Source organism: Alteromonas sp. H39 (assembly GCF_047556435.1).
Lineage (GTDB): Bacteria > Pseudomonadota > Gammaproteobacteria > Enterobacterales > Alteromonadaceae > Alteromonas.
Genome location: NZ_CP180210.1, coordinates 1,064,213 through 1,077,992, shown reverse-complemented (window position 1 = coordinate 1,077,992; position 13,780 = coordinate 1,064,213). Strand labels below are relative to the sequence as shown.

The 13,780-nt window shown below is 45.9% G+C and carries 15 protein-coding genes; 11 read left to right on the top strand and 4 right to left on the bottom strand.

Going from position 1 to position 13,780, the window contains the following annotated elements:
• Positions 1 to 726 precede the first annotated feature (726 nt).
• Genes ACLBLI_RS04625 through ACLBLI_RS04590 form a run of 8 tightly spaced genes read left to right on the top strand, consistent with a single transcriptional unit; the run spans position 727 to position 5,896 of the window.
• On the top strand, positions 727 to 1,146 hold the full coding sequence (locus ACLBLI_RS04625) for a MerR family transcriptional regulator (protein WP_414829978.1): 420 nt from the start codon (positions 727 to 729) through the stop codon (positions 1,144 to 1,146).
• A gap of 1 nt (position 1,147) precedes the next feature.
• On the top strand, positions 1,148 to 3,391 hold the full coding sequence (locus tag ACLBLI_RS04620) for a heavy metal translocating P-type ATPase (RefSeq protein ID WP_414829977.1): 2,244 nt from the start codon (positions 1,148 to 1,150) through the stop codon (positions 3,389 to 3,391).
• Positions 3,392 to 3,402: 11 nt separating this feature from the next.
• A complete protein-coding gene (locus ACLBLI_RS04615; protein WP_159578034.1) occupies positions 3,403 to 3,756 on the top strand; it encodes a cupredoxin domain-containing protein in 354 nt (117 codons plus the stop codon).
• A gap of 8 nt (positions 3,757 to 3,764) precedes the next feature.
• Positions 3,765 to 4,136 (top strand): DUF2933 domain-containing protein, encoded by a 372-nt coding sequence (locus ACLBLI_RS04610; RefSeq protein ID WP_414829976.1) that lies wholly within the window; start codon positions 3,765 to 3,767, stop codon positions 4,134 to 4,136.
• Entirely contained in the window at positions 4,129 to 4,794 is a 666-nt protein-coding gene (locus ACLBLI_RS04605) for a methyltransferase family protein (RefSeq protein WP_159578036.1), read from the top strand. Before ACLBLI_RS04610 ends, ACLBLI_RS04605 begins: the two co-directional genes overlap by 8 nt.
• Positions 4,778 to 5,188, top strand: a complete 411-nt coding sequence (locus ACLBLI_RS04600) for a hypothetical protein (RefSeq protein ID WP_159578037.1) — start codon at positions 4,778 to 4,780, stop codon at positions 5,186 to 5,188. The genes ACLBLI_RS04605 and ACLBLI_RS04600 overlap by 17 nt, the downstream gene beginning before the upstream one ends.
• Before the next feature lie 16 nt (positions 5,189 to 5,204).
• On the top strand, positions 5,205 to 5,570 hold the full coding sequence (locus tag ACLBLI_RS04595) for a cation transporter (protein WP_159578038.1): 366 nt from the start codon (positions 5,205 to 5,207) through the stop codon (positions 5,568 to 5,570).
• 59 nt (positions 5,571 to 5,629) lie between these two features.
• Complete coding sequence (locus tag ACLBLI_RS04590) at positions 5,630 to 5,896, top strand: DUF5676 family membrane protein (protein ID WP_236552036.1); 267 nt, start codon at positions 5,630 to 5,632, stop codon at positions 5,894 to 5,896.
• A 395-nt stretch (positions 5,897 to 6,291) separates the two neighbouring features.
• Here the strand turns inward: ACLBLI_RS04590 and ACLBLI_RS04585 are convergent, their stop codons facing one another.
• From ACLBLI_RS04585 to ACLBLI_RS04575, 3 genes are all read right to left on the bottom strand, one after another.
• Positions 6,292 to 7,617 (bottom strand): APC family permease, encoded by a 1,326-nt coding sequence (locus ACLBLI_RS04585; protein ID WP_159578039.1) that lies wholly within the window; start codon positions 7,615 to 7,617, stop codon positions 6,292 to 6,294.
• Between the two features lie 157 nt (positions 7,618 to 7,774).
• Positions 7,775 to 8,464, bottom strand: coding sequence for a copper resistance protein B (locus ACLBLI_RS04580; RefSeq protein WP_414830901.1), 690 nt, complete (start codon positions 8,462 to 8,464; stop codon positions 7,775 to 7,777).
• Between the two features lie 69 nt (positions 8,465 to 8,533).
• The gene (locus ACLBLI_RS04575; protein WP_159578041.1) at positions 8,534 to 10,348 is read right to left on the bottom strand and encodes a copper resistance system multicopper oxidase; all 1,815 of its coding nucleotides are present in this window, start codon (positions 10,346 to 10,348) and stop codon (positions 8,534 to 8,536) included.
• Positions 10,349 to 11,249: 901 nt separating this feature from the next.
• Here ACLBLI_RS04575 and ACLBLI_RS04570 point away from each other — a divergent pair.
• The 3 genes from ACLBLI_RS04570 to ACLBLI_RS04560 are packed head-to-tail and all read left to right on the top strand — an operon-like array spanning position 11,250 to position 12,966.
• A complete protein-coding gene (locus tag ACLBLI_RS04570) occupies positions 11,250 to 11,603 on the top strand; it encodes a copper resistance protein CopC (RefSeq protein ID WP_414829975.1) in 354 nt (117 codons plus the stop codon).
• 9 nt (positions 11,604 to 11,612) lie between these two features.
• Positions 11,613 to 12,494 (top strand): copper resistance D family protein, encoded by an 882-nt coding sequence (locus tag ACLBLI_RS04565; RefSeq protein WP_159578044.1) that lies wholly within the window; start codon positions 11,613 to 11,615, stop codon positions 12,492 to 12,494.
• A 10-nt stretch (positions 12,495 to 12,504) separates the two neighbouring features.
• Complete coding sequence (locus ACLBLI_RS04560) at positions 12,505 to 12,966, top strand: YybH family protein (protein WP_159578045.1); 462 nt, start codon at positions 12,505 to 12,507, stop codon at positions 12,964 to 12,966.
• A gap of 82 nt (positions 12,967 to 13,048) precedes the next feature.
• Here the strand turns inward: ACLBLI_RS04560 and ACLBLI_RS04555 are convergent, their stop codons facing one another.
• Positions 13,049 to 13,780: a MauE/DoxX family redox-associated membrane protein gene (locus ACLBLI_RS04555; RefSeq protein WP_159578046.1), complete on the bottom strand. Its 732-nt coding sequence runs from the start codon at positions 13,778 to 13,780 to the stop codon at positions 13,049 to 13,051.

The following is a 13,780-nucleotide window of genomic DNA, read 5'->3' as shown; positions in this document are numbered from 1 at the left end:
TAACATCACTTCTGCTTGTTTTGTGATTAAGCAGCCGTTTTAACGTGTATGGTAAAATCATACTACTCTCTCAATGTAATTTTTCAATTTTGTCTTTCTATTGATCTAAATCAGCACATGTCCCCTCAACTCAGACTATGATTAATAATCAGGGAGGGCTCATGTTTACCAAACACCGTTGGTTAGGAATCTTTGTCATTTTTATGCTACTAGTGCCCCATGGGCAGTCTGGTGCTCATACTAGTGAGTGCAACGATGGTGGCTCTCTCAAAATTCAAGCCAATCAGCCACATACTCCCCCCGAAAAGAGCCTTATGCCACATCAACATACACAGCATCTCGAGACAGACTGCAAACATTGTGTTTCTCAATGTGAAATGTGTGATCCTGACCAATGTTCGTGTTGTGAGGGTTTGTATACGGGCTTTCACTTCTTCGCACTCAGCCCTATTGTTAATGACATTTGGTTCGAGAAGGCGTTTTCCTTTTCTTCGATAAGCACAGAAGCTCAGTCACTTGCTACTGGCTTTTCAGTCCCACCATACCACCCTCCAATTAGTTGTTAACCACGGCATCGTTGCGCCTGAAAGCCGCAAATATGAGCTACTGGCACAGCCAATAGCGCACTTTTTCGCGTCGGGTAATCAGCAAGTCTTGACCTGTGAGTAAGACACAGGTTTACGCTATACATTGAGATTACCCATTTTAAATAACTGCGGAGCAAATATGACAGTTAATGAAATTGCCACGTCACTAGCGACAACCGCCGATACTGTGCGTTATTACACGCGCTTGGGGCTGGTAACACCCGGTAAATCGGACAATGGTTATAAGTTCTATTCAAACAGCGATCAGTCAAGGCTTCGGTTCATTCTGAGTGCCAGACAACTGGGCTTTTCCGTCAAAGATATCAAGCAGATCTTACAAGAGGCGGATCATGGAAAGAGCGCCTGTCCGCTGGTACGCAAGCTTATTAAAACGCGGTTAGATGAAACTGAAAAACAATTTCAGGAAATGTTGCAACTGAGAAAAAGAATGAAACGCGCTCTGAAGCAGTGGGACGTAATGGAAGACAAAGCGCCTACCTCCCATATGGTATGTCATCTGATTGAAAACGTTAATAGCTCTGGTATCGGGGAGGCGTAAGATGAATAAACCCACTACCGAACAACAGTTAATAATTGAAGGTGCAGGCTGTGCAAGTTGCGTTGGCAAAATAGAAACGGCGCTAAAAAATACGCACGGCGTTGAACGTGCTGAAATGAACTTTGCAGACCGGACCGTACTGGTTTCAGGCACAGCCGAGACAGAAGCCCTGATCAACGCCATTGAATCTGCTGGGTATAATGCCAAAGCCCTTAACGACTCGCCTGGCAGCGACGCGCTAGAAGACAAAGAGGCCGCTGACTGGGCATATTATAAAAAGCTGATCAGAGACACCGTGATTGCTTTGTCACTGGGCATTCCACTTATGATTTACGGTCTCCTAATCGGGGAAATGACAGTAGAAACAACGTTCCAGCGTGGCGCGTGGCTTGTTGTCGGATTACTGACTCTTGGAGTTATGTATTTTTCAGGCAAGCATTTCTATGTTGGAGCGTGGAACAGCCTAAAGAACCATTCAGCCAATATGGACACGCTAATTGCACTGGGTACCGGCACAGCCTGGATCTATTCCATGCTGGTAGTGTTTGTTCCTGACGTTTTTCCATTAATGGCAAGGCATGTTTATTTCGAAGCCACTGCCATGATCATCGGGTTAATAGATTTGGGGCTTGCGTTGGAGCTGAAAGCGCGAGGAAAAACCTCAGAGGCAATTAAACGTTTGATCGGATTACAGGCGAAAACCGCCACGGTCATTCGAGACAATAAAGAGGTCCAGATCGCTATCGAGCAAGTGCTTCTGAACGATGTCATTAAGGTCAGGCCCGGAGAGAAAGTGCCCGTAGATGGTGTGGTTGTCGAAGGCCACACGTCAATCGACGAGTCCATGCTTACCGGTGAACCCATGCCGGTAGAAAAAGAACAGGACGATGAAGTCGTTGCAGGGACTCTCAACAAGTCTGGGATGATTCTGTTCAAAGCAACACGCGTCGGCAAAGACACCGCGCTGGCGCAAATTATTTCAATGGTTAAACGGGCACAAAATTCAAAGCCGCCCATTGGGCGCTTAGCCGACGTGATATCCGCTTACTTTGTGCCTGTGGTCATGATCATTTCGGTGCTCAGTGCGTTGGCATGGCTAAATTTTGGACCTGAGCCCGCACTGGCATTTGCTATCGTTTCAGCCACCACCGTATTAATCATTGCCTGCCCCTGTGCGCTAGGTTTAGCTACCCCGATGTCAGTCATGGTAGGCGTGGGAAAGGCCGCGGAAGCTGGCGTGCTCATTCGCAACGGCGAAGCGTTACAAACGGCATCAAAGATCACTGCCATGGTACTGGATAAAACCGGCACCATTACGGAAGGTACACCGAAAGTCACTGACATTGTTGTGGCCAATGCCAGTAACGAAAAATCCGTATTGCAGTTGGCAGCCAGCCTTGAAGACGGATCAGAGCATCCGTTGGCAATGGCGATTGTAGAAAGTGCCCACGACCAGGACATTGAGTTGCTTAAAACCGAAGGGTTTAACGCGATTACCGGAATGGGGGTTGAAGGGCGTTGTGAAGGAAAGGCCTTACTGTTTGGTAACAGCAAGCTTATGGCAACAAAAGGGGTGGACATTGGTAATTATTCAGAAAAAGCACAAGCACTGGCCAAAGAAGCCAAAACGCCAATGTATTTTGCTGTCGATGGACAGCTCGCTGCCATTATAGCGGTTGCCGACCCGATAAAACCTGACTCTGTCGCTGCCATTAAGCGCCTTCAGGCCAGTGGTATCCGGGTCATCATGTTAACGGGGGATAATAAAGAAACGGCTGCTGCCGTGGCAAAGAAGGCGGCAATAAGCGAATTTTTTGCTGAGGTATTGCCCGAAGATAAAGCCAACAAAGTACAGGAGTTACAGTGGCAGGGCGACGTTGTTGGTATGACGGGCGATGGCATTAATGATGCTCCGGCTCTTGCCCTGGCTGATGTAGGCTTTGCCATTGGTACAGGGACAGACGTTGCCATAGAAAGTGCCGATATCACGTTAATGCGCGGCTCGTTGCATGGTCTAGCAGATGCTATAGCGGTCAGTAAGGCCACGTTGCGCAACATTAAGCAAAACTTGTTTGGTGCCTTTATCTACAACGTTGCAGGTATACCTTTCGCAGCTGGCGTGCTCTATCCCTTTTTCGGTGTGCTGTTAAGCCCGGTTATTGCCGGTGCGGCCATGGCATTTTCTTCGTTGACGGTAGTATCGAATGCGAACCGGCTACGCCTGTTCAAAGCAAAAGACCACTAAGGAGAAATCTTATGATGATGATAAATATTGTAGGACTTGCAATTATCGCACTGATTATTTGGTGGTTTTGGTTGTACAAGCCCGATCAGACAGTCACTGACAGCAATGAAGTACTCATAGAAGTAAAAAATGGCGTGTACTCTCCTGCCTCAATTCAGGTAAGCGCAAACCAACCGGTTACGCTGAAGTTTTTGCGCAAAGATGAGTCTCCCTGCTCCGAGGTACTGCTGATCCCTTCATTAGATATCAGTGAGCAACTAACGCTTAATGAGGTAACACCAATACACCTCGAAAACGTCCCACAGGGTGAACATACCTTTCACTGCCAGATGCAGATGTATCGCGGCGTTCTTACGGTGGTATAGGAGGAGCGATGAAAAACAGTCATCCCAGATTTTGGTCAACACCTACAGGGTGGGCAGCATTAGCGATGATCGCTGCCGTTACTTATTTTTTAATTTTTGAACATGGTCACCATGTCCTTCAGTTTCTCCCCTATTTGATTTTATTGCTATGCCCACTCATGCATATCTTCATGCACAGTAGCCACGGTAAACATGGTCACGTCCACGAACATTCTCAGGGCAGTGATAACAAGCAGAAAAGTTTTCAGGAATTGAGTGATAACAAGCAGAAAAGTTTTCAGGAATTGAGTGATAACAACGCGGCTTATCGTGATGGATACATTCAGGGGTTGGAGGAAGGCCGAAAGGAATCACTTAAAAAGGACAACCGAGATGAATGACACATATGATTATGGATTATGGTCAATGGTGATACTGAACTCAGCTATTTTTATCTTTTTTGCATTCAGTTTTGTGAAGCCAAAATCTTCCACCGACTGGCGAAGTTTGGGGGTATTTTCTGCGTTTATTGTAGCCCTGTTTACCGAAATGTATGGTTTCCCACTCACTATTTATTTCTTGTCAGGATGGCTTGCTGAAACCTATCCGGAAGTAAACTTTTTTGCGCACGAAAACGGACATCTGTTGCATACTTTCTTTGGTTTTAAAGGCGACGCCCACTGGGACCCGTTTCATATCGCCAGTATGGTATTTATTGTTGCAGGATTCTTTATCTTGTCCTCAGCATGGAATGTGCTGCACCACGCTCAGAAGAACCATCACTTAGCTAAGACTGGATGGTATGCGCGGTGTCGCCACCCTCAATATTTAGCCTTCATACTGATCATGTTCGGTTTTTTGTTGCAATGGCCGACCATTCCCACACTGGTCATGTTTCCAATTTTAGTTGTTGTGTATGTAAAACTGGCAAAGCGTGAAGAAGCTCTGGCTATTGCTGAATTTGGCGAAGAGTATGTGAGCTATATCAACACGACACCTGGCTGGATCCCAAACCTCAACCTTAAATTAAAAGGTGAAAACCATGAAAAAACTCACTAAATCAATCATTTTTTCAACCACATTAGTAATGGCTGCAACATCGCAAGCTCAACAAATGGAAGAGCATGAGCGTAAGGGCTCAGACAAGCCAGAGATGCAAACGGGAATGCATATGCGTGGCCAAGATATGCATATGATGAATGCAAAAATAAAGTCGATGAAGGAAGAAGTTAACGCTATCAAAGAAGAAAAGGATCCCGGCAAGCAGCGTGAAATGATGAAAAAACACATGCAATCCATGATGGGAATGATGCATATGATGCACGAAAAAATGGAAGGGCAACCCATGCAAAACCAAATCGATATGGCAGAAAGGCATCTTAAGATGATGGAAATGATGATGTCGAAAATGGATGGAGGCCATTCACCCGAATCTCAGAAACATTCAAATTAACACCGAGGAGAAAGATATGAGTGATTTAGACCACAGAGTCGGTGTCAGAGAAGCAAATTTAGTCGTTCGGAATTTACGGCTCAGCAATGTCAATGAGGCAAATTGCGATGCCCTAATTGAAGAGATTGACAAGCTCTTTGGCATTGATGAGGTGAGTTACAACATCAAAGAAGGCGTTATTCACCTGGCATATGATGCGACACATGTAAATCTGGATGGTATTGAAGAAGTCATTCGAAGACACGGTGCCGACCTTCACAACGATTGGTGGACGCACACGAAAGAAGGCTACTATCAATTTGTCGATCAAAATATAAAAGAAAATTCGACGCACAAACCCTGGAGTTGCCACAAAGTGCCACCGGGTTCTCATAAAAAGTAAAAAGAACGCAATGCGTACTCTCAGAATCAACTCAGGGGGAGCCCCAACAAAGGAGAAAGATGATGAAAATTCAAGAAAATGCATTTGCCTTCGCTTGTGCAGCAGCGTTTGCCCTTATTTGGATTATTTGTTCCTTATTCGTTGTTGCATTGCCGAACATGATGTCTGATATGACAGGCAAAATGTTACACACTGACTGGCAGGCCATGGGCTGGCACATGTCGGTATTGGGTGTATTGATAGGAGGCGTTCTTTGGGCTTTTCTGGCTGGTATATTGGGTTGGCTTATTGCCAAAATTTACAATATGCAGCTTCGGGATTTATGATGGAACTAATGCGCAGTTTTTCACAAGCTTAGGTCTGGAACAGTATTTGCTCGAGTTAACTTTTAAGTAAACAGTGAGGCACTATGATAACGAGCAATACAGAAAACGGACTGCAAAAAGCTGTGCAATTCCTCAATCAGTACAGCGCGGATAAAAAGGGCTGTAGGCAGTCAGCTGAGCCAAAACAGCAGCAGGAGTTTGCTACGATTATGAAAACATTACACCAGCAACGTGATGGTTAGACATTGCCGTACTAAAAATAGCCGGCAACCTCATGCCGGTTATTTTCCTTGATTTTTCATGACTGCAGTACACGCCGTTTAGACCGTTACTAAACCCGCTTTGACGGTTGTATCTTCCATTGGTTGTGGGTCATAAAAACCCAATAACTCACATCAGTTGTAATTTTTGTCATCGTCTTCATATACGTGCAGTTTTAGAAACCATTTCTCAGCCGCAAATACAATAAGAAGTCCGACAACAGAAACCCAAACTATGAAGATATCTGACTTTGCTTTCACCCACAAAAACGCCAAAAGGACAACGAAATCGAGAACAATCGCACTTACCAGGATCCAGGCCTTAGCGTGCACGTCTTCTCGCAAATGTTTAAACACGCCCCAATGGATAAAAATATCCATTACGATGTAAAAAACTACGCCAATCGAAGCTATACGGCTTAAATCGAAGAATATGGTCAGAAATATCGCGATTACCAGTGTATAAATTAGGGAGTGCCTCCTTAAATCTCCTGGTAACGAAAAGTGACGGTGAGGTACAAGCTGCATTGAAGTAAGCATCGATAGCATACGGGAAACTGCAAATATGCTGGCAACGACACCGGAAGAGGTGGCAATAATCGCAAAAGCTATAGTAAACCATGCGCCATACTGGCCGAAGGCAGGTCGTGATGCTTCAGCAAGAGAGTAGTCTTTAGCCTGTATTATTTCGTCAATTGACAGGTTTGCTCCTACTGCGACCGCCACAAAAACATAAAGTACCACACAGATCGAAATAGAAATGATGATGGCCCTTCCTACATTTTTTTCCGGTTGTTTTAGCTCTCCGCCGCTGTTTGTGATTGTTGTGAAGCCTTTGTAGCCCAAAATACCCAGTGCTACTGCCCCTAAAAATCCGGTTGCGCTGGTTTCCTGGGGGTGAGCTGAAACACTCTCAAACGACAAACCAGTTGCCCACAGCCCGCCTATTGCCAAAATCGCCAGCCCGGCTATTTTGATAAAAGCCATAATAAACGAAAGTGTCTGAATGAATTGATTGCTGAGAATATTGACAATGAACGCAACAATAAGAAGACTTACCCCAAGAGCTGGAATGAGCCACTCAGCGCCCTGGGTGTCGAACAGCTGTAGAACATAAGTGCCAAAAGTACGGGCAACCAGACTTTCATTGATAACCATGGAAAAAAACATCAGCAATGCGCAGGCTCCGGTCATCAGGCCTCTGCCATAAGCTTTTTTTAAGAACATGGCGATACCGCCTGCGGAAGGGTATTTCTGTGCCATTTTGACGTAACTGTATGAGCTAAAGCCTGCAATTATTGCCGCTACCAGAAATGCAAAAGGAAACCATGTGCCAGCCAGCTCAGCAATTTGGCCGGTTAAGGCAAATATACCTGCGCCAATCATCACACCGGTTCCCATTGACACCGCGCCCCAAAGACTTAACGAGTCTTTATTGTTTGAATGCTCGTGATCACTCATGTTGCTTATCCCTTTTTGTCATCTGAGCCAAAACAGTCGCAGTAGTGGCTTGCTGCGAACATGAAAACATTGGCCAGTAAAATCGGTATTTGAAGGTTTTACGCGTAGAGATAACCGGCACTGGCTTGCCGGTTATTTCTCATCTTGAGCAGAATTCTTAAAACCAGATCCTGGCCCCTAACACTACGCCAGTTTCACTGGTGGACTCGCCGTCTGCTTCTAACGCATCGGCGGTATTGCCTAAGGCTTTGCTGTAATAAATGCCGACATAAGGCGCTACCTCCCTCATTATCTCATGGCGATATCGCAAACCGATACGAATGTTACTCAATCCGCTTTGACGGTTATACTTTTCCGAGTCTGTGAGGTTAGCAACCACTTCCAAGCGCGGCTGCAGATAGGAAACCTGACTTAACTGCCAGTCATACTCGGTCTCATTGATGAACTGCATGTCACCGTCTTCGTTAATACGCAGTGAATTTTCCATTTCAAACCAATAGGGAGCGAGTCCCTGGTAACTGATCACCGCATAGTTTTCCATATCAGCATCTGATGACAGTTCGCCTTTGGTACCAAGTCCAACCTGCACGGACCAGAAGGCAGAGACCAGATAGCCATAAAGAATTTCCGCGCGCTCCAGATCGGTGGGCATACCATCATTTTGAGTATTTTCACCCTCACTTTTAAAAATAGCACGATGATAATCGCCGCCGTACCAAGCCTGCATGTCCCATACTGCGCGGTTTTGTTGCTCATCAGTTCGCGTATATTCGAGCCGATCAAACATTACCTGACCAAAGTTTTCATTCGGAATAGGTGACGGCCAGCTGTCTTTTGACTGTGCCATTCCCGTATTATTAAAACCTAAGGCAAAAGCAATGATCGCGGTTATTAATACCTTTTTCATAATCACCTCCTATGCAACCTGAACAACACGAAACATCCCTGCTTCCATGTGATAAAGCAGGTGACAATGAAAAGCCCATTCTCCGGGTGCATCTGCGCTAATCTGCAACGATACTTTCTCACCGGGTTTGAGGCTGATAGTATGCTTCCGCGGTCTTGGATACTGGCCATTTTCCAGTTCCATCCACATACCATGTAAATGAATGGGATGGTCCATCATGGTATCGTTCACCAGAATCAGACGAAGCCGTTCTCCGTAATTAAAACGGACATACCCGTCTACCTCACTGAACTTTTTACCATCGAACGACCACATGTACCTTTCCATGTTCCCGGTTAAATGAAGCTCGATTTGGCGCTCAGGCTCCCGCTCATCAGGCCATGAATGCTCTCCTACCAGATCAGCGTAAACCAACACGCGATGCGGACTATCTTCTAATCCAATCCCCGGCTCATCTAAACGCGGTTGCGGATTTTGCGCGATCATAGCGGCCCCTGGTCCGTGACCATCGTCATCATGGACAATGTCTATTTTCTCTATGGGCAGCACGCGTTTGGACTTCATATCCCCCTGCATCATGTTGCTATGCATCGTGTGCTCGCCATGCTGGGCCATTTTCTTCATTTCCATTTCTGAAGAAGCCTTTCCTTTTTTCATGCCTCCTGATTTTTGCATGTTCATACCGTCCATGCCTGACATGTCCATGCCCATTGCTGCCATGCCGCGCTCCGTGATAGTTCGTTGCGGAGGAATAGCAGCAGTCATGCCTATTGATGGAGTGAGCGTGCCACGGGCATAGCCGCTTCTGTCAAAACTCTCAGCAAAGAAGGTATAAGCCTTTCGTTCTTTTGGCTGGACAATGACATCGTACGTTTCAGCTACTGCAATGCGGAATTCATCCACGTTGACCGGCTTAACCGGCTGACCGTCAGCAGCAACAACCGTCATTTCTAATCCTGGGATGCGGAAATCAAAGTAGGTCATTGCAGATCCGTTGATAATCCGCAAGCGCACCTTCTCACCCACATTGAATAATGCCTGCCAGTTGTCCTCTGGAGTGCGGCCATTCATCAGGTAGGTATAAGTGCTGCCTGTCACATCTGCTATATCTCGAGGGCTCATACGCATTTCGCCCCACATGGCGCGCTCCTTCCATGTCTTAGCAAGCCCTTTTTTCTCGACATCGTCTAATGTGTCAAAGATGGTCCGCTTTTGGTAGTTGTAATACCCCTCAGCCACTTTCAGTTTTCTCATCACATCGTGTGGATCAGAAAAGGTCCAGTCATTAAGAATGATGGTATGTTCCCGGTCAGCGCCGAAGTCTCCATCGGCAGGCTCAACGATGAGTGGTCCAAGATGCCCTCGTTGCTCCTGAAGACCGGAATGACTGTGATACCAATATGTTCCGTTTTGCTCTACATCAAACGAATAATTGAATGTCTGACCTGGCTTTATCCCGGCGAACGAAACGCCTGGTACACCATCCATACCCGCGGGCAAAATAATGCCGTGCCAGTGAATCGACGTATCCTGCTCAAGTCGGTTGGTAACATAAAGTTGAGCACGATGCCCTTCTTTTAGCCTTATTAGCGGGCCTGGCATCTGACCATTAATGGTAATGGGTAAACCCGTTTGTGATCCTATTGCTAAATTGGCCTCAGAAATTGTCAGATTTTTAATATCATCTGTTAGTACCTGATCTTTGAAATGACGCCCTGCAGGCGCTGCCCAAAGCGGGCTGACCTTAGTCAGGGCCGCCGCGGCACTCGCAGTCATAGCGCCCAGAACGAATCTGCGACGACCGTCGTTAAATGAATTACTCATAAAGTTAGCCTTTAAAAATGAATGTGTTCAGGCTGAATAACGTCAACCTGGGAAAAACATCTTGATTCGAAACTCGAAAGTCAGGCTATCGGTGGTCGATACGGGGGGGGATAAATACTTACCGGGACAGCTAGAGCAATAACAGCATATTGCTCGACATAGTTAAATGCCATTTCGCTTTGTGAAAAGCAAACCGACATTGACCCATGATGACAATTTGCCATAAAGCACTGGCAACCGTCCTCACAGCAATCCGAATTACTCTTGAGCAACGAGTGCATATGTGCTGTTTTCTTTGTTTGCGGATTGTTTACTAACTCGATGGAATGATTATCAACAGAACTTGCGTTTTTTATTAACGTTTCCACCGTTGCTACTGTCTGTTGACTTGATTCTACATCACACGCACTTACCGGCAGCACTAGTGCGGCCAGAGATATAACAATGCACGTGATAAGAACCTTAATACTCATGGGTAGTGAACCTTTTCCCTTGATTTTTAACGCGTAACTTAACGCTGCACCGTAAAGTATAGGCGCGGATTTTTGAGCCTTCAACGCTTACATGAATTTTATTTAATATACGTGCGACCCAAAAAATAGATCGATCCTAATCGACAGCGAATTTCAACACTTACGGAAATAGCCATTCAACTACGTAATCGACGCCTTTAATATCAGCGATAAAAAATCCCACACATCTACATTATAAATGTATATGTTAGCCAATTAAGGCGACGGACAGCCTCCATTATAAAAGCAAGAAATAACCATCAAATTTGCGTATCATTGACGCGGTTTGAGTTACAGGCTCTTGGTAACGTGTGGATACTCGTGCTCCCCACTTACTTTCAGTCCACACCAAAGTGGCGTAGAGCCCAATAGTTACAAAAGAGGTAAAAATGCGAAACATCATTAATCTTGGGTTCGCCGTACTATTCATGTTCAGTGCAGGCGCGATTGCACACGGTGACGTTAAGCTGGAAAGCAGTTCACCATCAGACAATGCAATGTTGATGAACTCCCCTGAACAACTAACGTTAACCTATTCCAAGCCATTGCGGCTAATGAAAGTCAGCATCACGGGAAATGAAACCGGTGAGGTCAATTTTGATTTCAGGCCAACCGCTGAGAAGCAGGCTGCTTACACCTGGCAATTGAAAGACTTAAAGCCCGATACCTATACGGTTGAGTGGATAGCGATGGGCGGAGATGGCCATAAAATGAAAGCGTCGTTCTCTTTTATCGTGCACTAAGCTAACCCCATGGAGTTGATTCTTTGGAACACATCCATCGTTGTTTCTAAAGCCATTTTCTATTTTGGCTTTGCGAGCATTGTTGGTTTTGCTTTTTTAATGCACAAGCCCGCTGAGAATCGGGCTTTTCGCAAACATGTCGTTTACCATCTGGCTCCTGTGCTGGTGCTCTCACTTTTTGCCTCTGCGGCATGGTTTTTTGCCAAGACCGGCGCGTTTTCTGAAAGCGGCTTGCAAGGGGCGTTTGATCCCATCATGCTTGAAGTGATGTGGGACTCGCCGGTGGGTGATGTGGCGCTGGCCAGAATGCTGATGTCTGCAATTGCGATAGCCCTACTGCTTGGGGCTTTAATGAAGCTAATACCATTGCTTGCCGTACGAGCAATAATGACTGCCATTATAATTTATGGCCTTTACAGCTTCACGCTCATTGGTCACATTGCAGAAAAAGGCCTCACCGATAAGCTGATACTGGCGACGCATATTGCCATTATGGGTTGGTGGTTTGGCGCTTTATTACCGTTGAAAATGGTATGTCAGCACTTCAGCGCAGAAGACACAAAAACAATAATGACTGACTTTGGCAGGATTGCCGGTTACCTGGTTACTATCTTAGCCCTGCTCGGTATTTATATGGCGTACTCCCTGTTTACGTCACCAGAGGATCTGATCCAGTCACAATATGGCCTTATCTTTCTGAGTAAATTGCTGATTGTCGGCTTATTACTGTTACTGGCAGCACGACACCGCTTTATTCTGGTTCCGGCTATGCAGAATGCAGGCGACAAAGCACAACTGAAACGCTCTATTAATATTGAAATACTTTTAGCCTTTGCGCTGCTGTTAATCACCTCGGTATTAACCAGTGTTGTGGGCCCCCAGTTTAATTAGGAGAATAAAAATGCGGGAACTGTTAGTGGCATTTATCTTGACTGCCGTCTCACCAACCCTTTTGGCTCATGGCAACGAAGCCGGGGAACACGAGTCTAAACTATCTGGCAGCGAGACTGCACCGGGTCAGGTAATAATGTCGTTTCATAAGGCGTTAAAGGAGCAGGACAACGTCGTTGCAAAATCATTACTGGTAGAAAATGTCATGATTGTTGAGGGGGGTGGTATCGAACGAAGCGCACAGGAATACGCATCCCACCACATGTTGTCAGATATGAAATATGTCAGCAGCTTGTCTTCAAAACTCCTTGAGCACACTGTAACCGAGTATGGCGATTCCGCTACATCACTGTCGGTAACTGAAAATACCACTGAGTCGGGCAAAACATATCGCTCGTATGAAACGGCGGTTCTGACAAAACATGAAGGCAAGTGGAAAATCGCACACTTGCATTGGTCAACGGCAAAGTAAGTAAATGACTGCCTGAAGCCTGTGGCTATTCCCGGCCCCCTCTGTACGCCAGTCCAGAGGCGACTGGGAAAGTCTGCACGACTTACATAAGCAACATGATCAACGCGCCTGCAATCATAAACAGGTTTTCAGACAGCGACACAAACCCCAGTGGTACATTGCTATCACCCCCTACACAGGCACATTTAAGCTCACGCTTATCGATGTAAACCGCTTTAAACACGGATATCGCACCAACCGTTCCGATGAACAAAGAGAACGGTGCTACGACGAGAGCGGGCAGCTGCGCAACCATGCCAATACCTGCGTAAGCCTCGATAAACGGGTAAATATAGCCATAACGTAACCATTTCATCGCCAAGAGGTCATAGGTGATAAAAGAGTTTGTAAAGCTGTACAAATCTTTAAGCTTTTGAACCGCAAGAAGCGTCATAGAGAAAGCAATAAACAGCATCAGGGTTCTTATTGATACGAACTCACCTGAGACAACAAACTGAAACGCCAGGGACAACAGTGCAGCAACAGAAAAAATAGCGATAACGGGTGTGTACGTGGTCCCCGTCTGGCCAGCTTCGCCTTTATCGAAGTAGTCTCTGAGGTCATCATACCCGCCAATCCGCTCATCATTGATGAACGTTTGCGGTGTCGTTTCGACGTCATGTTTCTGTTTAAACTTATCCGTCTCCTCACGCGAGGTGAGGTGATGATCTTCTACTGAGAACCCCTCACGCTCCAGCAAATCTTTCGATCGTAATCCATAAGGACAAATATGTTCGTCAGTCACCATTCGATACAGGATAGCTGTCTTACTCAT

Coding starts and splice junctions, on each gene's coding strand:
- ACLBLI_RS04600 (WP_159578037.1), top strand. CDS start 4,778: ATGAAAAAACTCACTAAATCAATCATTTTTTCAACCACATTAGTAATG.
- ACLBLI_RS04585 (WP_159578039.1), bottom strand. CDS start 7,617: ATGAGTGATCACGAGCATTCAAACAATAAAGACTCGTTAAGTCTTTGG.
- ACLBLI_RS04580 (WP_414830901.1), bottom strand. CDS start 8,464: ATGGCACAGTCAAAAGACAGCTGGCCGTCACCTATTCCGAATGAAAAC.
- ACLBLI_RS04555 (WP_159578046.1), bottom strand. CDS start 13,780: ATGAGTAAGACAGCTATCCTGTATCGAATGGTGACTGACGAACATATT.
- ACLBLI_RS04590 (WP_236552036.1), top strand. CDS start 5,630: ATGATGAAAATTCAAGAAAATGCATTTGCCTTCGCTTGTGCAGCAGCG.
- ACLBLI_RS04565 (WP_159578044.1), top strand. CDS start 11,613: ATGGAGTTGATTCTTTGGAACACATCCATCGTTGTTTCTAAAGCCATT.
- ACLBLI_RS04620 (WP_414829977.1), top strand. CDS start 1,148: ATGAATAAACCCACTACCGAACAACAGTTAATAATTGAAGGTGCAGGC.
- ACLBLI_RS04605 (WP_159578036.1), top strand. CDS start 4,129: ATGAATGACACATATGATTATGGATTATGGTCAATGGTGATACTGAAC.
- ACLBLI_RS04560 (WP_159578045.1), top strand. CDS start 12,505: ATGCGGGAACTGTTAGTGGCATTTATCTTGACTGCCGTCTCACCAACC.
- ACLBLI_RS04610 (WP_414829976.1), top strand. CDS start 3,765: ATGAAAAACAGTCATCCCAGATTTTGGTCAACACCTACAGGGTGGGCA.
- ACLBLI_RS04570 (WP_414829975.1), top strand. CDS start 11,250: ATGCGAAACATCATTAATCTTGGGTTCGCCGTACTATTCATGTTCAGT.
- ACLBLI_RS04625 (WP_414829978.1), top strand. CDS start 727: ATGACAGTTAATGAAATTGCCACGTCACTAGCGACAACCGCCGATACT.
- ACLBLI_RS04595 (WP_159578038.1), top strand. CDS start 5,205: ATGAGTGATTTAGACCACAGAGTCGGTGTCAGAGAAGCAAATTTAGTC.
- ACLBLI_RS04615 (WP_159578034.1), top strand. CDS start 3,403: ATGATGATGATAAATATTGTAGGACTTGCAATTATCGCACTGATTATT.
- ACLBLI_RS04575 (WP_159578041.1), bottom strand. CDS start 10,348: ATGAGTAATTCATTTAACGACGGTCGTCGCAGATTCGTTCTGGGCGCT.